We start from the raw sequence: 18,712 nt of genomic DNA on the forward strand, positions 1-18,712 counted from the left end.
TCAAAGGCTCATGATCGTGCCGGTTGATTGTGGAGTTGCTCCGTTGAATCAGTTTCTGAAGGAGACGGCACGGCAACATGGCGAAAAGGAATCAGCAAGACGTTTGTTCTCGTCGACGATGCAAAGCCCGGGGAAATCCTGGGCTTTTTTACACTTGCTATCTGCGAGATTTCAGTCGAAGTATTACCGGAAAGGTATGCAAAGAAATACCCTGATTCAGCTCTTCCCGCAGTGAGGCTGGCTCGCCTTGCGGTCTCTGTTGATGCAAGGGGACAGTTTTTGCCGATGCAGACCCTTTTGAAGCTGGAGTAGATCTTGGCGGCACGCGCTCTCGTGGTCAGGTAGTCGCCCGAGCTTGGACGAGGGCGGCCGAGTCTTGTAGGAGCGACTTTCCTGTCGCGATCAACCCGCAACGCGGGTTGCAACCTGCCTGTCCTGGCAGATGACGGGATAGCATGCCGCGCCCCTCCGAAACCTGGCCCGATATTCAGCTGTCGGGCCATTTCTTTTAAACAAAGAGCGACACCTCTGCCGCAATCACCCTCTGGCAATCGCGAAAGCTATGTCGCTCACACACAGCATGTCCTCCACGGGGAACCCTCAGCTTTCGTACTGCTGCGCCGCACCCTTTACGATCTTCCCGATCTCCTCGCGCAGCTCGGGCGGCTCCAGGACCTCGGCGTGGGCTCCGTAGGATAAAAGCCAGGAAAGGATCTCCATCTTTCCCCCCGCCCGGAACTTCAGCAGCACCCCGCCGTCTTCCTGCTCCACGATCTCCTGGGAACGGTGCCAGACCCGGTCCTTTATCGAATGCCCCACCTCCCGGTCAAAGCGCACCGCCACTTCCATCGGCGGCTCGGCGACCAGGCCGAACGCTCCCTCCAGCGCCTGCCCCGGATTGAATCCCTCCGGAATCTCGAAACGTTCCTTCCCCGCCTCCACCCCCCGGATCCGCTCCAGGGCAAAGGTCCGCAGCGCCTTGCGCTCGTGCGCGTAACCGAGCAGGTAGATCCCCCCTTTCTGGAAAAGCAGGGTGTACGGGTCGAAATGGTAGTTTTCCGGCACACTTCGGCCGGCCGGCAGGTAGCTCACCGTGAGCTGCTTCTGGTAGAGGAGCGCCTCGCGGATTGCCTTCAGGTGTTCGGCCGATCCCTGGTAATCGCGCCTCCCCTGGATGAGCGGCAGCGCCACCTGGGCGATCCGTTCCATGTGCGCGGCAAAGCGCGGCGGCAGGACGGAGTTTACCTTGCCGAAAATGCTTTCCACGTCGTCGCGAAACGGGGTGCCGCTTAGAAGGTCGAGCTGGGAACGGAGCAGGGAGAGGGTCATCAGCTCCTGAAGGGTGAAACGGATGGGGGGGACGTCCTTGAAGCCGGTGATGAAGCGGTAGAGCTTGACGCCGTCGGTCCACTCGGCGGTGAGCGGGTATCCCGCCTCCTGGATGGAGACGAGATCCCGCTGGATGGTGCGGCGGTTCACTCCGGTCGCCTCGACGAGTTCGTCGAGGGTGATGCCGTGGCGCGACTCGATGAGCCGGATGATGTCGTGGACCCGGGCCGCCTGCGAGTATTTCTTGGCAGGACGCCCTTTAGGCATCGGGGGAGTTGGGAGCGTCGGAAGATGCCGGTGCATTGGCCGCTTCGGAGCCGCCGGGCTTGGAGCCGGGCTTGCGCCGCCGGCGCCGTTTTTTCTTCTCGGCGTCTCCTTCCGGTTTCCCCTGCTCGCCCTCGACCTTCACCTTCTCGGCTTCGGCTTTAACTTTCTCGCCTTCGTCCTTGCGCTTTTCGCCGGCCGGTTTTCCTCTGCCGCTACCGGACCTACCTCTTTCACCGCCGGACTTTCCGCGGCGGCCGGGAGCCAGTTTATCGTCGGTCTTCGGTCTGGGCTTGGTCCGTTTGTAATCGTGGACGAACAGATCGTCCTCGGCCCATTCGGTCGGGATCTTCTGCTTGATGTAATCCTCGATCGCCTCCAGGTAGAACGCCCCGTCCTCGTCGGCCAGGGAGATCGCCTTTCCTTCCGCGCCGGCGCGGGCGGTCCGGCCGATCCGGTGCACGTAGTCCTCGCAGTCCTGCGGCAGGTCGTAGTTGATGACGTGGGAGACCCCGTCGATATGCAGCCCGCGGGAGGCGACGTCGGTGGCGATCATGATCGGAAGCTTGCCGTCCTTGAAGTCGGCGAGGATCTTCATCCGCTTGCGCTGTTCGACGTCACCGGAGATCACCCGGCAGGGATACTCGTTGGCGGAAAGGCGGTCCATGAGGAACTCGGCTTCGCGCTTGGTATTGACGAAGACCATGGTCCGATCCATCCCTTCGCGCCGGAGCAGACCCAAAAGCAGCGGGAACTTCTCCTTGCGCGAGACGTGGAAGAGGACCTGCTCCACGCGCTCGGCGGTCATCTGCTCCGGAGTCACCGAGACCTTTTCCGGGATGTTCATGAACTCGTAGGCGAGCTCCATGACCCGGGTGTTCAGGGTCGCCGAGAAGAGGAAATTCTGCCGCTTTTCGTAGCTCGGGAGTTTTCTCAGGATGTAGCGCAGGTCGGCGATGAACCCCATGTCGAACATGCGGTCCGCTTCGTCGATGACCAGCGACTCGATGTCCTTGAGGGAGTAGACCTTCTGTTTGAGGTAGTCGATGAGCCGCCCCGGGGTGCCGATGACGACGTCGGCGCCCGCCTTGAGCGCGTCGCGCTGCTTCATGTAGTCCACGCCGCCGTAGATCGCCTGGATCACGAAACCGGTGTGCTTGCCGAGGGTCTGGGCGTCCTTTTCGATTTGGACCACGAGTTCGCGGGTGGGGGCGAGGATGAGGGCACGGGGGTGATGTTCGTTGCCGCTCTTCTTCTGGCTGAGGAGCTTGGTGAAGAGGGCGATGAGGAACGCGGCGGTCTTGCCGGTGCCGGTCTGGGCCTGGCCGGCGACGTCTTTTCCGCTCAGCGCCAGCGGGAGTGACTTCTCCTGGATGGGGGTGCAGTCGGTGAAGCCGGTCTCCTCGATCCCTTTCAGAACCTCTGACGGGATCGATAAGTCTGTGAATTTCATTCTCTGGTTATCCTTTTTTCACGTTATTTCAAGAGGATATCATTAGCACAATGTGCAGGAAATGGCAATGGAAAGGATGCTGTAAGCGTGCCAGGAGCGGTTATCAGCGAAAAAGAAGTTTCCACGTCGCTCTCTTTTTTGTCCTTCAACCTTTTCGGGAGCTATGGTATCTTCAGTCGGATTTCACCAAGAAGAGGGGCAGATGCAATCGTTTATCCAGATCGAATCACCTAACTACCTTAAACCTGAAGAACTTTCCAGTCCGGCCGACTGGAAAACCGTTTTCGGCAACGACCGGCCATTGGCGCTGGAGATCGGCTGCGGCGTCGGCGACTTCATCCTGAAGACGGCGTTGGATGAGCCGGACACCAACTTCATCGCCATCGACTTTTACAACAAGGGATGCTGGAAAAGCTGCCGGCGCCTGGATAAACACGGGGTGAGCAACGTCCGGGTGCTGCGCGACGAGGCGCGGCTGTTCGTCACCGAGCGGATCGCCAAGGGGAGTCTCTCCGCGGTCTACATCAACTGTCCCGACCCCTGGCCCAAGAAGCGGCACCGGAAGCGGCGTCTGGTGAACCGGGAGTTCGTGGAATTTATGCTCGACTACCTGGTTCCCGGTGGCGATTTCTTTTTCGCCACCGATTTTGACGACTACGGGATCGACGTGGCGCAGGCTCTGCCCGGTGTGGAGCGGCTGGAGAACCAGTTCGCCCCCGACCTGTACCGGCACGACTTCCCCGGCTATCACCTTTCCAAGTACATGCGGAAGTTCATGGCCGAAGGGAAGCAGATCTATTTCGTGCATTACAAGGTGAAAAAGGCGGAAGGGTGATTTTATAGATTACTGAATCAGCCGCAGATGAACGCGACTAAACGCAGATCTGTCGGATTGGTTTAGTACGGCAGGGTTTTAAGTCCCCCCTTGAAAAAGGGGATTTAGGGGGATTTGCTCTTAAGATTTTCAACGTCCTGACGTCTGGGAAAACCTCAAAGGCAAATCTGCCCCGCCTCCTTCGCCAAAGTGGTGCGTTGTCCGATGTCATCTGCGTTCATCTGCGTTCATCTGCGGCTAATGCGCATGATGTTCCACCGATCCCACCGCCGGCAGATGATCGTGTTTCGCATACTTCGCCGGCGTCTCATGGCGCAAAACCGTCGCCAAAAGCAGCATCACCACCAGCAGCAGGATCTCAATCCGCACCGTCGCCCGAAACCGGCGCACCACCGTTCCCTTTCCCACCAACGACGGATTCGCCCCTGCCACCGCCGCTGCAATAGGGCCGATCAATGTAGATCGCAACGGGTCCAGCCCGGCCGATTCGCGCAGTGCCGGCACCACCAGGTACCGGTTGAATGCCCCCACCTCCAAAAGCGCGCAGAAAAGCGCTCCCTTGCCCACCACGATCCCGCCGTACAGCGTAGTCATCAGCGAACTCACCTCGTCGAGGTTGATCACCGTGTTGTACGCCGCCGTGGCGGCCACGACCAAAACCGCCCACCCGGCAACGCGGGAAAATCTCGAAACCGCTTCCGCCACCCGCGGCGCCACCTCCTCCGTTGCGTCCCTCAGCACCGCGCGATCCAGCGCGATCAACCCACCGCACCAGATCAGCACCGCCATCAGGTGCAGTCCATCCATAAACTCCGGGAGGGTGAAATCCCCCGCGTCCGCGGCATGGCCGGTTGCGCTTTCGGTGCCACAGACGACGGCGATGAGCGCCATCATCACCCAGGAGAGCGATCCTCTTTGCTCGAGCCGCCGGGCGGCCAACGCGGTGCCGGAAAGTAACGCCAAGGCGACCATCCGTCCGAGCCATAACTGGCCGTAGTGGCTGCGCAGCACCGCCGGGAGCATCGGAACGACTTCGGAGAGCGGAACGTCCCCCATCTCGGTGCTGCGCACCAGAAACGCCAGCGCAGCGCTCAGGAAGGCAGCGCCAATCCCGATGCCGAAGACTTTACCGAGGTTGTTGTCACGCCACAGGAGAGGGGGCGAATCAGGAGTGGAGGTCAGCCAGCCCGCGCCGAGAACAGCGCCGGTGCAGATGGTGAGGGAAAGAATTTCAATCCAGGAGGGAAGGAGGGCAAGCAACGACACAACTCCCCCTTAGCGGACCGTGAACGGGAAATCGCCGGTGGTGCGATGGCCGTCGCGGGATACAACCTTCCAGTAGACGTGGTAGGTATCCGGTTTCAACGGGGGAACGCCGATTTCGAGGAGTTTTTTGTCCTTGGCGTCGACGTGCCCGTCGCCCTTGTCCACCCGTTTGCCGTTGTGGTCTTTGACCATCAGCGTACTGAATCCCGCCTCCAGCGCTCCGTCGAACCAGATGCGCACCATTTGCGGTGCGTTGACCGTCGCCCCGACCTTCGGCTCGGAGCGCTCCGGGAAACAGTGCGCCCACACGGTACCAGGGGCGGCAAGTGCCACGAGGATCAGGGCCGAAACGAGCCATCCTCTGCAACGAGTCGATATCATGGGAAAATTGGCCTCCCGATGCTGTTGGGGAAAAGGTCGTCGAGGAACAGATGGAACAGGGCCATTACCCCGATACTGTTACCGGAGCGCGCATTGATCGGAATCTCTGCGGCCACGCCGAATTCAACCGATTTGCCCATCCAGACGATCCCGGGGTTGACGGTTCCGGTGGTTTGTCGGGTGTCCACGTCCGTTTGCATGGGAAACTCCGTCACCAGGGTCATCCGGTTGAACGGCGCGCCGAGCCCGACGTCCTTAACATAGGACTGAAGATACTGGAGGCTGTACTGCAAAGTAAAGCCCCAACTGAAGGTGGCCGGGTTCTCGGAGCGGATCGGGAAATCAGGACCGATGGCGCCGGTGACGGCGAACGGTTTGAGAAACGATGCGCTGTCGGGGAGATCCCCCATCCCCTTGCCGAAGAAGAGGGCGGGGGAGACGGTCGAGGTGTTCTCGGCTATCCGGCGTGCCCCGGTGCCGCCGATTTCCACGTCGGTGCCCAAGGATAGGATGGTTTCGTGCTGTTCGCTGGTGAAAAATTGCCACTTGCCGCCGACCGAGAGGTTCTCCCAACCGCTCGTGGCGCCGGCGCCGTCCAGGCGCTGATACGCGTCGTGGAATTCGAGGCCGAAATTGGGGAGGATCCTTTTGGAATAGTCCAGGTTGAACTCGGTGGAGTTGTTCGGGGCATCGCCCGGCTGTTTGCGATGATCCACCAAAAGGGAGAACTCATCCGAGATGAACGGATCGTCCACCTGGAAGGTAGTAGGGAAGAATCTTTTCCCGGCAGTCCCGTGTGCATGAGCGGAAAGGGGCGCCAGAACAAGGATAAGCATTATGGAAAGGAACGAAACAGCCGTAAATTTAAGTTCTCGCATGACAATACCCTCCAGGATACTACATAACGCAGTCAGAAATTGCGATGAAGGTTATCGCCAAAGGCGATTCTGTCAATGAACATAAGCATTACAAGAATCTTACAACAAAAGGAAGAACCATTGGTTCTCCCTTCTGTTGTAGTTGTCGGGAATTTAGCCGCGGATGAACGTCGATGGCCGCAGATAGGATTGTGGCAAAGCCGGGCCACAGAAGTTAAAGCCGGACCACAGAGGACACAGAGGGACACAGAGGAAAACCTATTGGTGTGGTCGGTTGAACCAGTAGGGGCTCAGCATGCAGCGCCCGTCAGCCCTGGTATTGGTCATTTCGCCAAGGCGAAAGCGTGACCTTAAGTCCCCCTTTAGCAAAGGGGGACTTAGGGAGATTTGCCTTTGAGGTGTTACCGTTACCGGGAGGCAGCAGAAGACCTGAGAACCAGATCCCCCTTGGCCCCCTTTGTCAAAGGAGGGGCCATACCGAACCTGTAAAAAAGAAAAGCTCCAGCCTGTAACAACAAAGCTGGAGCTTTTTTGTGGAGCGAAAGGCAAGGAGTGACGGGCGCAGCATGCTGCGCCCCTACGGGATTAAAAACGCGAACACAAGGTTTTCCTCTGTGTCCCTCCGTGTCCTCGGTGGTGCTGCTTTACGACAATCCCATCTGCGTTCATCAGCGTTTATCTGCGGCTAATTTTCCCGCTTCCGGTTATTCGAAGTTCCGCAAAAGATGCCCGCGGATCGTCGCTTCCAGGTCGTCCTCCCGTTCGCCGCGGTACACCAGCGAGGAACCGAGCTCCGCGGCCAGGATCGCGAAGAGATATTTCTGCGGCAGGTTCTTGATCCGGCGCCGGTAGCGCTCCTCGCTCAGCATGCGCGGCAGGTGCGCCAGGATCGCCCGCCGGTACAGCGGCTGCAGACAGAGTTGCGGCCGGTTCTGGAAGAACCGGAAGATCATCGCGTAGTTCGCGTTGATCTCGGTGCTCAGGCTGTCCGAGATGTCGGTGCAAAGCAGCGCCGGCTGCTCCCGGTGCCGCTTGATGATCAGGCTCGCCTCGTCCGCGGCCCTTTTTTCCAGGATCGCCAGGACGTCCCGCACGTAGCGGTCCTTCTCGGTCAGAAACTCTTCCTCGCTCAAAAGCAGGTTGGCGATGATCTCGTAGGACGAGGAAATGACCCCGCACTTGTTCGCCGAGGCGTCGCGCATGATGATCACCCCGCGTTTTTGCAGCTCGATGCGGGCCTCCGGGGTGATGAACGAGTTCGCCCCCTCGACGATCGCCGGGGCGGACGGCGTCGCATCCGACAGGAAGAAGTCGCTCCAGTTGTCCCGGTCGATGGTTTCCGGACGCCCGCCGGCGGGGATGAAGAGGTCGGCCGGGACCGTGAAGGGGAGGCTGGCGTACTCGCGGGAGAACTCGTCGGTGGAAATCCAGCTTTCGTTGATGCCGGCCGAGGTGCGGTCCACCCGGCGATAGAGTTCGCGCAGCCCTTCGCGCTTGTTCCCGGTGCGGAAAAGCATGAATCCCCCCGGGTTGAGGTTCATCGGGTTGAAGGCGTCCAAATCCTCTTTGAGCAGGATGCGGGAAAGCTCCCCGTGGTTCGCCCCTTCCGGATCGTAGAGGGCGGCGGTGCCGTCCAGGATCAGCCGGATCGCGACCTTCGGTGCGCGGCCCAAAAGGATGCGCATGGCGTTTCCGGCCACGTCCCCGTTGGTCCCCCCGGTGAACTTCACCGTAAAGGGGTCCTTGGTGATGTCGATGCCGAGATCGGCCATGGTGACCTCGGCGAATTTGACCACGCCGGTCGAGGTGACCCCGTACTCCTTGTGGTTGATCCCCACCTCCTTGCTGGAGATGATCCCGATGCCGAGGATGTAGCCGCGCCGCTTGGAGATGCGGGCGATGTTCTCGATCATCGCGTCGTGCATGTTCTCGTCCGGACCGATTTCGATCGGCTCGTCCTCACGGTAGTAATCCACCACCCGGGGGTGCTTGGCGACGCCGTTCTCGGTGATGAAGATGTCGAGGAAGGCGTTGATCACCCCGTGCTGCAGCTTGTACAGACGCCAGTTTTCCATTTCCCGCTCGCCGCCGCGCTGCATGTCGGAGGCGTCCAGGATCAGCACCAGCTTCGATCCCCCCTCGTAGATGTCCTTGTTCTTGAGGTGCTGGGTGTGGGCCAGGACGAAGTTTTCCCGGAAGATGGTGTTGGCGTTGGTGATGAAGTCGTCGGTGTTGCGCGCGATGACGGTGCGCCAGCCGCCGCGGGCGATATCGGAGAAGCCGATATGGTAGCCGAACCCGTACCGGCTGAAGAAAAAGGTGACCCGAAACGGCAGCGCCTGGGGGAGATCCGCGGTGAATTCGGGGGGGAGTTCTTTGAGATAGATCGGATCCAGCCGGAAGGCGAGCGCCTGCTTTTCCAGCACGAAGAGGTTCGTCTTCAGCGTGTGCTCGATGAACAAAAGGCAGCAGCCGAAGATGGTGCGGCGCACCTCGTCGAGATAGCGGTGCCCGGTGTTGTAATCCTCGACCGCCTCCCGGGTCTCTTCGAGCACTGTCCGGTACACCGAGTCGCGGTCCTCAAGCTGCGGGTCGAAACGCGCCTTGAAGAGTTTCACCAGCTGCAGCGCGATTTCCGGGTGCGAATAGAACGCACTCTGCACGTCGTCCAGCCCGTAACGGTCCGGACGGGTGTGGGCGAGGTTGGTGTGGCAAAACGCGATGAACGCGTTCACCAATGACGCCTCTTCGCCGGTCATGATCCCGGTGGTGACGAATTCCCGGTAGGCTTGGCCGCGGGTGGCGACGATCTGCGTGTTGTAAAGCTCATCCTGCAGTCGCTGGAAAATCTCGCCGTCCGGGCGCAGCGTGCCGCCGATACGATGGGTGACGTAGAAGGTGCCGAGAAAGTAGGGATGCCCCCCGCTGGAGATGGTAAGGCAATAGGCGCGGTTGACGGCGAATTCCAGGCGGTTGAACACCTCCATGAGCTGGAGGAGAAATTCCCGCGGCGGCGGGTTGGCCACCGCGAAATGGACCCGCGAGTGCGTGCCGTCCGCCATCGGTTCGACCGAAAGGTAGAGGCCGCTGCTGCGGTTGGCCTTTTGCAAAAGCTGCAGCACCTGGGCGACCCGAAGCGGCGAGGAGACCCGCACATAGCTCTCGTTGTTGAGCCAGAGGATCCGCAGCAGTCGGTCGTAATCCTTCATGTCGAAGTCGGGATAGCTCTTCCGGATTTCCCCGGCCACGCTCCTGACGATCGACCTCGGGATTACCGCGGCATCGAGCGCCAGGACCACCTCGTTGCTCTTGCGGTCAAACTCGAAACGCTGGATTTCCAGCTCCTGCTCCATGCCCGGCAGCATTCCGTCCGAGTGGGTGAACATGGCATAGGAAATGTCCCGGTCCCCCCACTGGCGCAGGGCGTCGTAGAGCGAGCCGACCTCGTTGACCCGGGCGAGGATGAGCGATTTTTCGCGGTCGGCGAGGATAAGGCGCCGGTTGTGCTTCAAGCTGCCGAGTTCGCGCTCCAGGATGGCGAGCGCTTCCGGCTCGTCGCGCATGGCGCGGAAAAAGAAGGGGGAGATCTGTTCGTGGAGCCATTTCCGGTTTCTGGCGACGTCGGCGGAGGAGACCGACCGTTTTTTTGCTCCCTGGTTAGGCATGCGATACCCCTTTGAGATATGAAAGATTGCTTGTTACTGTAACAACACGTTTCGGCAACTGCATGAGAATGTTTAACCTATAGAAGGAACTACGGCAACCGGAACCGTTAAAGATTTACCCGCTGTTCCAGTGAGCAGGGAAAGGTTGAGTTGTGACATTTCTTTGAGCCAAGGCCCGCTCTCAATGGGTGCAGATGGTAACCCTGAGGAAACGACAGTTATCCTGTGGGAGCGCCATTCCTGGCGCGAATAATCCGCGGGACCTCGCGCATCGGAAAAACTGACAACCGTTTGAACCGGGATGGAAGGGATGAAGGGGATAAACCTTTTAGATCCTGACGGATTATCCCCTGCATCCCCTTCATCCCTGTTAACACCCTGTTAACTTCCGAATCCGTCCGCCGATAAACGCCGATGAACGCGACTCGGTCGGATTGGTATAGTACGACAGGATTTTAAGTCCTCCTTTGAAAAAGGGGGATTTAGGGAGATTTGCTTTTAAGCTTTGATAGTAAAACACGACACGATCTCATTCCCCAGCACCGACGCAAAACAAACCGTTTGACCTCTTGACGCTCATCTGCGTTCATCTGCGTTCATCTGCGGCCAAATTCATCCGTCATACAAAACCGTTGAATCCGCGCCGGTGAGTCTGTATGATTGCCCGATTGCAAAGGGGGCTGCCGTTGACTGATCGCACCGCAAAATTCCTGACATCCGACATCGCCGGAACCGGCGGCATCGTCAAGGAAACCGTCGAGGACTTCCTGGTCGAGGAAATTCCGTCCTATCTGCCGAGCGGGGAGGGGGAACACTGCTACGCCCTCATCGAAAAGCGCGGCATCGCGACGCTGGAGGCGCTGCGCCGCATCGCCAAGACGCTCGGTGTCCAGGAACGGGACCTCGGCTACGCCGGAATGAAAGATGCCATCGGCATCACCCGGCAAACCATCTCCATTCCGCGGGTGGCCCCGGAAAAAGTCGAGGCGATGCAGATCCCCGGGATCAAGGTCCTGTCGGCGCGACGGCACGGCAACAAGCTTAGGCTCGGCCACCTGAAAGGGAACCGTTTCCGGATTCGGGTCCGTTCCGTGGTGCCGAATGCCGCGCAACTGGCCGCCCAGGCGCTGGCGGTTCTCGAAGCGCGCGGCGTACCCAACTTCTTCGGCGAACAGCGCTACGGGGTCCAGGGCAATTCGCACCGGATCGGCGGCGCGGTATTGCGCGGCGACTACAAAGCCGCGATCGATGCCCTGATCGGCGAACCCGGTGCGGTTTCCGACGAGCGCTGGCGCCAGGCGATCGAGGCCTACCGCCGCGGCGAATTAAGTGAGAGCCTGTCGTTGTTTCCCGGCCAGTTCCGGGTCGAACGCGACGTCATCGCTCGCCTGATTTCCCGCCCCGACGCCTTTGACAAGGCCTTCCACGCGGTGCCGCCCCGGCTGAAGCGACTCTACCTTTCCGCGTTCCAGTCCGCGCTTTTCGACCGCGTGGTCGAACATCGCTTGGATACCTTGGGCGAAGTCTCGACCGGCGACATCGCTTTCAAACACGAAAACGGCGCCTGCTTCCTGGTGCAGGACGCAGCCGCCGAGGCGCCGCGGGCGCAGGCGTTCGAGATCTCGCCGACCGGCCCGATGTTCGGCTGCACCATGATGGAGCCGTCCGGTGCGCAACTCGTTCTGGAGCGCGAGCTTCTGGCAGGGGAGGGGCTAACCCTGGAGAGTTTCAACCTGAGTGGCGGTCTCAAGATGGAAGGCGAGCGCCGCCCGCTGCGCGTGCCGGTAAAAGACGTGGAAGTCGAGCAGGACGGCGCCGATCTATTGCTCGCCTTCTCACTCCCCCGCGGCTCCTACGCCACCACGGTCCTGCGCGAGATAATCAAGGTCTAGAGACTCAAAAAAAAAAGTGACCATTTAAAAAAATGAGGTTGCGATGGTTACCCCCCTTTGCGAAGGGGGGCAGGGGGGATTTGCCTTTCTTACTCCTTACCACGCCCCATCATCAACTCCCTGCCTGATGCAACAGTTCTTTAGTGAATGGAGGGCAACCAATTGAAAAAACTGATCCTTAAAGCACCGGCCAAGGTGAACTACCGCCTGGACGTTTTACGTCGCCGTGCAGACGGCTATCACGACCTGCGCATGGTCATGCAACGCGTCGATCTGAGCGACGACGTGGAAATCCGCCTCGTCGACGAGCCCGGCATCCGTGTTACCTGCGGCAAGGACGGTGTTCCCGACGGACCGGGCAACATCGCCTGGCGCGCCGCCGACGCCCTGCTTCAACTCTCCGACTACCGCGGCGGAATCGACATCGACATCACCAAGCGCATTCCGGTTGCCGCCGGACTCGGCGGCGGGAGCAGCGATGCCGCCACCGTCCTTATGGGCGTGAACGAACTTTTGGGGCTGAATCTTTCCGAGCAGCGCCTGCGCGAGATTGGCGTGAAGCTCGGCGCCGACGTGCCGTTTTTCATCTTCAAGAAGACCGCCATCGCCGAAGGGATCGGCGATCAGCTCACCGCTCTCGAAAACATGCCCAAGGTGTGGGTTGTGCTCGCCAATCCCGGCGTACACGTCTCAACCGGCTGGGTGTACCAGAATTTGCAATTGACAGCCGACCGTCCGGTGGCTATAATCCCGAATTCTTACGCCGGGGTAAAGGATGTCTGTGGCATTCTTTCCAACGACTTGGAGCCGGTCACCTTCAGTAAGTTCCCCGTCGTTCAGGAGCTGAAAGAGTTGTTGGCCGCGTGGGGAGCCGCCGGGTCGTTAATGTCCGGCAGCGGAGCCACCGTTTTCGCCCTGTTCGAAGACGAAGCCACCGCGAAGCAAGTAGCCAACCGGGTAACCGAAGAAAAAGGCTGGTTCGCCGAAGCCGTACAAACGCTGTAAAGACTACAGGGTCAAGATCCAATGAGGTTTGGTCGTCCCCGACCCCAGACCCCCGATCCCAGACCCCCGCAGTTAAAAATATTGGGGCGTCGCCAAGCGGTAAGGCAACGGGTTTTGATCCCGTCATTCCCAGGTTCGATCCCTGGCGCCCCAGCCAATATAAAAGAGGACTTAGCCCCCACAGCTAAGTCCTCTTTTTCGTATTGATGTTACCAGCAAGTGAGGTGCAGATTGGACCGGCTTCTCTTTGGCATATCCGGGCTTCCGCTTGGAGACGGACGGAAGCTCAACTACGCTTCCGCGATTCCTTATCTGAAGGAGTTTGGGCTGGATGCGATGGAGCTTTTGTTTGTCCGCTCGATCAACGTCTCCGACAAGAACAAGGACGCGATCCTTAGCAGCAAGCTGGCGCACGATTTTTACCTGTCGGCTCACGGCTCCTATTACATCAACCTGAATGCAGAGGCCGAGAAGCTGCAGCAGGCCTCCGTCGAGCGGATCCTCGATGGAGTGGAGGCGCTTGCCAAGGTGCAGGGGCGGAGCCTGATTTTCCATCCCGGTTACTACCTGAAGTCCTCTATGAGCGATGCGTACTCGTCGGTCCGGAATAACCTCTCCCTTCTGCCCTATCGTGGCGTCGATTACCGATTGGAGACGACCGGCAAGGGAACCCAGTTCGGGACGATCGAAGAATTGGTGGCGTTGTGCAAGGAAATCAGTTCCTGCAAACTCTGCATCGACTTCGCTCACGTACATGCGCGGAATAACGGCAGCCTGAGAAGTTACGCGGACTTTGCGGGGATTCTGCAATTCGTTTCCGACGAGCTCGGGCGGGCCGCTTTGGACGACTTGCACATCCACATGGGAGGTATCGAGTACGGCGTAAAAGGCGAGCGGAACCATCTCCCCTTGCAGGAGAGTGATTTCAACTACGTCGCATGCTTGCAGGCGTTGAAGGATTTCGACGTAAAAGGATGCGTGATCTGCGAAGGGCCAAAAGTCGAGCACGACGCGCTGCTGTTGAAGAGGACTTACGAGAAGTTCTGAGGTGACGGTTCGAATTCGAATTGTTTCAAACCCGAAGCCTGCCGCAGATAAACGCAGATGAACGCCGATTTTCATCGGTACGAACCAGAAAAATTCAGGAATCAATCGGAATAGGTGGGTGACCATCATCGGAAACACGTTCCTCAACTACACCGAATAGCTGCGTTCATCAGCGTTCATCTGCGGACGATATTTTAAAGCCGGCCCACTCAATTATTTCTGCCATCCTCGGTCAACAATATTGATAACCTACAGAATTGACACAGTTTTTGTTTGGAATTGAGGTTGACATAAAACGTTCTCACAATGTATTAAGGCTCTAAAATCTTGAAGGGAACGCCCAGATTTGTCGTTGGTATTGGGCAACAGGTCGGGTAGGTCTTGTGGGGATTTCTTTCTACAAGGGGGTTAACATGCGATGCACCAGAAGTCTGATGGTCCTGCTCATTCTCTCCGTCTTCGCCGTGGGCGGATGCGGTGGTAGCGGCGATACAACCCCGATCATCAACAAGTCGGCGCAAACCCGTGACGTTGCTCCCAGTGCGGACGCCGCCACCCTGCAGTCGCTGGCACAAAGTGTAAATGCCCTCGGCATAGACCTCCTGGGTAATGACGCCGTCAATACAGTGGTCGCTCCCTACACCAGCGCCCTCGCGCTGGAAGAAATCCGAATCGGCGCCGCCGGTCAGACCTTTAGCGACCTCAACGGCATCCTGCACCTTTCCCTGCCGGATGCCATGGTCGATTCCGGTTTCAATTCCCTCGATCTCAGCATCGCTGCACGGCTTAAAAACGCCTCTCTCCTGGGGACGGCCTCCTCCATCGGGTCGCGCGCCTGGTTGCAGGATCGCTATGGCTATCTTCTGAAATACTTCGATCCCCTTGCACAAAATTTCGGGCTGTATCCCGTTGTTGCCGATTTCGACCAGAGGCTTGATTTTACCCAGCAGGGGATAACGGACTGGGCCCAAGGGTGGACCGCAGTGCCGGTTAACGCTCCTGGAAGCAAAGACACCCGCTTGGCGGTAGGAGAAGGGCTGTTTCTGAGAGCTTCCTGGCTGGACCCCTTCGATCCGGCTCTCACCACCCCAGGTAACTTCGAGGATCTTGCCGGTAACATCTACTCGATGGATTTCTTGCGCAAGCAGACGTCGCTTGGCCAGACGACCGGCGACGGCTACACCGCGATGGAACTGCCGATCTCCGGGGACTTGCGGTTCTTGTTGATCTTGCCGGACGAGGGGCGTTTCGGAGCGGTTCAGGGGGCGATGACCCCTACCAAACTTGCCCAAATCACCTCGGCTATGACACCGGGAGCCGTTGATTTATGGCTTCCGAAGTTTTCGATTTCCGTCGCCAACGATCTGCCAGTCGGCAGCGGGGCGATTAAATTAACTGCGGACTTCTCAGGTATTGACGGGACCAGCGATCTTTTCGTTACCTCGAGCAGGCAGTACGCAAACATAAAAATCGATGAGTCGGGTGTTCAAGGGGGAGCGGCAACGCTCCTGGCCCTGGACGATGCCCATCCGGAAACCTGGACCAACCCGGGTGATTCCGGATACGGTGTGACGGTGTATTCATATCTGGGCACCACTAACATGTCCATATTTTCGCTTCCGTCGGTAGTCGTAGGCCGGCCCTTCCTTTTTTACGTCAGAGACTCTGTAACGGGCGTAGTTCTCCTCACGGGGCGGGTGGTTAATCCGTAGGGGGATCTGGCCGGCCAACTCGCGTCGGCGAACCCCTTATCAGTAAATCAATACTAGGTACTATGGTCCTATAGATGCCCTATCTAATATATGAAGCAGAATCGCGAATCCCTTGTGATGAAATTTCTGAGGTACTGCAACGATCTGTAGGCCGTCCGAATCGACTAGGTCTTCCGCCAAAGGACCTTCCATTTTTTGGCAAGGTCACCCCAAATGGATTTAAAATCATGCGGACGATCCGAGGCCGCGATTCATTTAATCCCATGTTGTTTGGGAGATTTCATCCTTCTAAAGATGGAACTCATGTAAAGGTCGTGATGACGTTTCACCCGCTGATTTGGTTTTTTTTGCTTGCATGGACCGGTTTTCATAGCTATTGGATGTATGTTGGATACCGAGACATGCATCGGATTAATCAATTTGACAATCTCACATTTCTTATTTTCCCATGGATAATGGCGGTACCATTCTTCTATATTAATGTAGTAAAAAGCAAAGACGCCCTTGAGGGTATTTTAAAATTGTACAAAAGCGATTAAACACAGAAACCACAGAGCTACGATTGCCTTCGAGATAAAAAGCTCATCCGGTACCCGGCACTATGGCTTCCGTTGCCCTACTGCACCGATATCTGCGTGCATCAGCATTTATCTGCGGACGATATTTATAAAGCCAGCTCCTGTCTCCAAGTCACCTGTCTTTGCTTTCGCGGCGCCTCAAACGCCTAAAATCACATATCTGTTTTTGTCGGCGGACATTGAATCGTATCCAAACCTGAAGCCTGCCGCAGATAAATGCAGATGAACGCCGATTTTCATCGGTACGAACCAGAAAAATGCAGGAATCAATCGGAATAGGTGGGTGACCATCATCGGAAACACGTTCCCGTTCTGCACCGAATATCTGCGTACATCTGCGTACATCTGCGTTCATCTGCGGACGATATTTATAGGTTTGCCAATCAAATTCAGTTTAGAGGTGTTTGAAAAACATCTGTGCTATGGGGGAGCAAATGCAAACATCATCGCTTCGAAATCTTGTTGTCGCTCTGATCTGTGCTTTCAGTCTGTTTACTGGCTGCAACGGCTCTTCCAGTTCCCCGACGTCAAGCGTTGTCCGATCTGCCCTGTCCCGCAACACGAGCCCAAGCGTTCCCGATGCTGACCTGGCTGCCGTAGTCTCGGGAAACAATCAATTTGCCCTCAACATCTTTCCGCTGATAGGTAACGATAACACCAACAGCTCTTTTTCCCCCTACAGCATTACCCAGGCCTTCGCGCTCCTCACCGCAGGGGCTCAAGGTAACACCCTCACCCAGATTGAACTGGCACTGTGCTTCACCCTTCCGCAAGAGCGGCTAAATCCTGCCTTCAACAAGCTCGATCTCCTCATCACCCAGGCAAACGACGGCTCTAATAACAGGCCCATAATCCATAATGCCAACGCGCTTTGGCTGCAGCAGGACTTCTCAATTCTCCCCACGTATTTGGATACGTTGGCAGTCAACTACGGTGCCGGAGTCCATACCGTCGACTTTGTGACGGCATGGGAACCGGCTCGCCTGGCGATCAACGCCTGGGTCGCCGAGCAAACCAACAACAAGATCCTGAACCTGATGCCTTCAGGCAGCGTGACTACGGACACCAAACTGGTGCTCACCAATGCCGTTTGGCTGAAAGCAGCATGGGCTGCCCCCTTTGAGCCGTCAGCAACCAGCGCAGAGAGCTTTTTTAATCGGGACGGTTCGTCCGCGAGCGTACCCTTCATGCATCAGATCAGCGCCTTCCCCTATGCGGAGACAGCAGGATGCCGTGCCGTCGAGCTGCCGTACGTCGGAAATGACCTCGCGATGCTGGTGGTGCTTCCGAACCCCGGTTCGTTCGATGCGTTTCTGGGCACATTCTCACCAGCCGTCCTGGGGCAAATCACCACCGCGCTGACCTTGCAGGGAATCGAGCTCAATCTCCCTAAATTCAGGGCAGACGGGGACTTCGGTTTGAAGGAAACGTTGTCCGCCTTAGGCATATCCGACGCTTTCAGCCCCAATGCCGATTTTTCCCTGATCGACGGACGACATGACCTGTCGGTCGCGAGTGTTGAGCACAAGGCGTTCACGGTGATTGATGAGAACGGAACCGAAGCCGCAGCTGCTACCGGAATCGGAGCGGGTGGTGGGTACGTATCTACGTCGATCCCGTTGGCAATCGATCATCCTTTCCTTTACCTGATCCGGGATCGTACCACGGGGTTGATTCTGTTCATGGGGAAAGTCGTGAATTTTTAAGCGACAGGACAAGTCACGCACAGAAACAGGGACGGTTCATCCCTGGCGTTCCAGCCAATATAAAAGAGGACTTAGCAAACATGCTAAGTCCTCTTTTTTTTGTCGGCGGATATTGGAATTGTGTCCAAAACTGAAGCCCGCCGCCGATAAACGTAGATGAACGCCGATGATCCTCGGTAAGGACCTAAAAGATGCAGGAATCAATTGGGATAGGTAGGGATATCATGGGATACACGTTCTTCAACTACACGGAATATCTGCGTAAATCTGCGTTTATCTGCGGACGATAATTTTAAGCCAACGCCTTTCCGCAAAGAGAAAATTGCCCTTCGCGCAACGAAATCAACTTTTCCCGCACGAAAACGTCACTTCGATTTCCGAACTCGCATTTCGCAACGCGCAAAATGCACTTCGCGTCGCGAAGTTGCATTTTGCGTTCGGAAAAATGCATCTCGCGTTACGAAGTTGCATTTTGCGTTCGGAAAAATGCATTTCGCGACGCGAAGTAGCATTTTGCGAATGGAAAATGCGTTTTTCAGGCGGAGAGTGCATTTTCGCTGCAAAAGCTGTGGGAACGTCCTTCCCTGGTGGGATTATACAATCGTCCGCCGATGAACGCTGATGCACGCAGGTCTTCTTTTTCATGAAACCAGCCGCTTCCTGTAGCAATGGCATTCCTGGCTCTTAGCAACGGCGCGACC

General features: G+C 57.6%; 12 protein-coding genes and 1 tRNA gene. 7 read left to right on the forward strand and 6 right to left on the reverse strand.

The features are described 5' to 3' along the window. Positions 1 to 600 precede the first annotated feature (600 nt). Together JFN93_RS11450 and JFN93_RS11455 are read right to left on the reverse strand one after the other, a co-directional pair. Positions 601 to 1,596 (reverse strand): helix-turn-helix transcriptional regulator, encoded by a 996-nt coding sequence (locus JFN93_RS11450; RefSeq protein ID WP_199384266.1) that lies wholly within the window; start codon positions 1,594 to 1,596, stop codon positions 601 to 603. Next, a complete protein-coding gene (locus JFN93_RS11455; RefSeq protein WP_199384209.1) occupies positions 1,589 to 3,046 on the reverse strand; it encodes a DEAD/DEAH box helicase in 1,458 nt (485 codons plus the stop codon). Before JFN93_RS11455 ends, JFN93_RS11450 begins: the two co-directional genes overlap by 8 nt. Positions 3,047 to 3,248: 202 nt before the next feature. Between JFN93_RS11455 and trmB the strand changes: the two genes are divergently transcribed. Continuing rightward, positions 3,249 to 3,881, forward strand: coding sequence for a tRNA (guanosine(46)-N7)-methyltransferase TrmB (gene trmB, locus JFN93_RS11460; protein ID WP_199384210.1), 633 nt, complete (start codon positions 3,249 to 3,251; stop codon positions 3,879 to 3,881). Between the two features lie 237 nt (positions 3,882 to 4,118). On the opposite strand, the gene JFN93_RS11465 is transcribed toward trmB, so the two are convergent. The 4 genes from JFN93_RS11465 to JFN93_RS11480 form a co-directional block, all read right to left on the reverse strand. Then, positions 4,119 to 5,147: a copper resistance D family protein gene (locus JFN93_RS11465; RefSeq protein WP_199384211.1), complete on the reverse strand. Its 1,029-nt coding sequence runs from the start codon at positions 5,145 to 5,147 to the stop codon at positions 4,119 to 4,121. 9 nt (positions 5,148 to 5,156) lie between these two features. Next, positions 5,157 to 5,528 carry a copper resistance CopC family protein gene (locus JFN93_RS11470; RefSeq protein WP_199384212.1) on the reverse strand — a complete coding sequence of 124 codons (372 nt, stop codon included), beginning with the start codon at positions 5,526 to 5,528 and terminating at the stop codon, positions 5,157 to 5,159. Then, positions 5,525 to 6,244, reverse strand: coding sequence for a hypothetical protein (locus JFN93_RS11475; protein ID WP_199384213.1), 720 nt, complete (start codon positions 6,242 to 6,244; stop codon positions 5,525 to 5,527). Before JFN93_RS11475 ends, JFN93_RS11470 begins: the two co-directional genes overlap by 4 nt. Before the next feature lie 866 nt (positions 6,245 to 7,110). Further along, positions 7,111 to 10,071, reverse strand: coding sequence for an NAD-glutamate dehydrogenase domain-containing protein (locus JFN93_RS11480; protein ID WP_199384214.1), 2,961 nt, complete (start codon positions 10,069 to 10,071; stop codon positions 7,111 to 7,113). A gap of 656 nt (positions 10,072 to 10,727) precedes the next feature. Here JFN93_RS11480 and truD point away from each other — a divergent pair. From truD to JFN93_RS11510, 6 genes are all read left to right on the forward strand, one after another. After that, positions 10,728 to 11,963 (forward strand): tRNA pseudouridine(13) synthase TruD, encoded by a 1,236-nt coding sequence (gene truD, locus JFN93_RS11485; RefSeq protein WP_199384215.1) that lies wholly within the window; start codon positions 10,728 to 10,730, stop codon positions 11,961 to 11,963. Positions 11,964 to 12,125: 162 nt separating this feature from the next. Then, entirely contained in the window at positions 12,126 to 12,968 is an 843-nt protein-coding gene (ispE, locus tag JFN93_RS11490; protein WP_199384216.1) for a 4-(cytidine 5'-diphospho)-2-C-methyl-D-erythritol kinase, read from the forward strand. Between the two features lie 82 nt (positions 12,969 to 13,050). Further along, a tRNA-Gln gene (locus JFN93_RS11495) sits at positions 13,051 to 13,125 on the forward strand. 62 nt (positions 13,126 to 13,187) lie between these two features. After that, positions 13,188 to 14,015 carry a TIM barrel protein gene (locus JFN93_RS11500; RefSeq protein WP_328753865.1) on the forward strand — a complete coding sequence of 276 codons (828 nt, stop codon included), beginning with the start codon at positions 13,188 to 13,190 and terminating at the stop codon, positions 14,013 to 14,015. Between the two features lie 413 nt (positions 14,016 to 14,428). Beyond that, a complete protein-coding gene (locus JFN93_RS11505) occupies positions 14,429 to 15,727 on the forward strand; it encodes a serpin family protein (protein ID WP_199384218.1) in 1,299 nt (432 codons plus the stop codon). 1,012 nt (positions 15,728 to 16,739) lie between these two features. Then, positions 16,740 to 18,011, forward strand: coding sequence for a serpin family protein (locus tag JFN93_RS11510; RefSeq protein WP_199384219.1), 1,272 nt, complete (start codon positions 16,740 to 16,742; stop codon positions 18,009 to 18,011). Positions 18,012 to 18,712: the final 701 nt, after the last annotated feature.

The organism is Geomesophilobacter sediminis (assembly GCF_016458275.1).
Taxonomy (GTDB): domain Bacteria; phylum Desulfobacterota; class Desulfuromonadia; order Geobacterales; family Geobacteraceae; genus Geomesophilobacter; species Geomesophilobacter sediminis.

Bases quoted from the DNA above. Each gene is read 5' to 3' on its own strand.
- JFN93_RS11450 (WP_199384266.1), bottom strand. From the start codon at position 1,596: ATGCCTAAAGGGCGTCCTGCCAAGAAATACTCGCAGGCGGCCCGGGTC.
- JFN93_RS11455 (WP_199384209.1), bottom strand. From the start codon at position 3,046: ATGAAATTCACAGACTTATCGATCCCGTCAGAGGTTCTGAAAGGGATC.
- trmB (WP_199384210.1), top strand. From the start codon at position 3,249: ATGCAATCGTTTATCCAGATCGAATCACCTAACTACCTTAAACCTGAA.
- JFN93_RS11470 (WP_199384212.1), bottom strand. From the start codon at position 5,528: ATGATATCGACTCGTTGCAGAGGATGGCTCGTTTCGGCCCTGATCCTC.
- JFN93_RS11480 (WP_199384214.1), bottom strand. From the start codon at position 10,071: ATGCCTAACCAGGGAGCAAAAAAACGGTCGGTCTCCTCCGCCGACGTC.
- truD (WP_199384215.1), top strand. From the start codon at position 10,728: ATGATTGCCCGATTGCAAAGGGGGCTGCCGTTGACTGATCGCACCGCA.
- JFN93_RS11505 (WP_199384218.1), top strand. From the start codon at position 14,429: ATGCGATGCACCAGAAGTCTGATGGTCCTGCTCATTCTCTCCGTCTTC.
- JFN93_RS11510 (WP_199384219.1), top strand. From the start codon at position 16,740: ATGCAAACATCATCGCTTCGAAATCTTGTTGTCGCTCTGATCTGTGCT.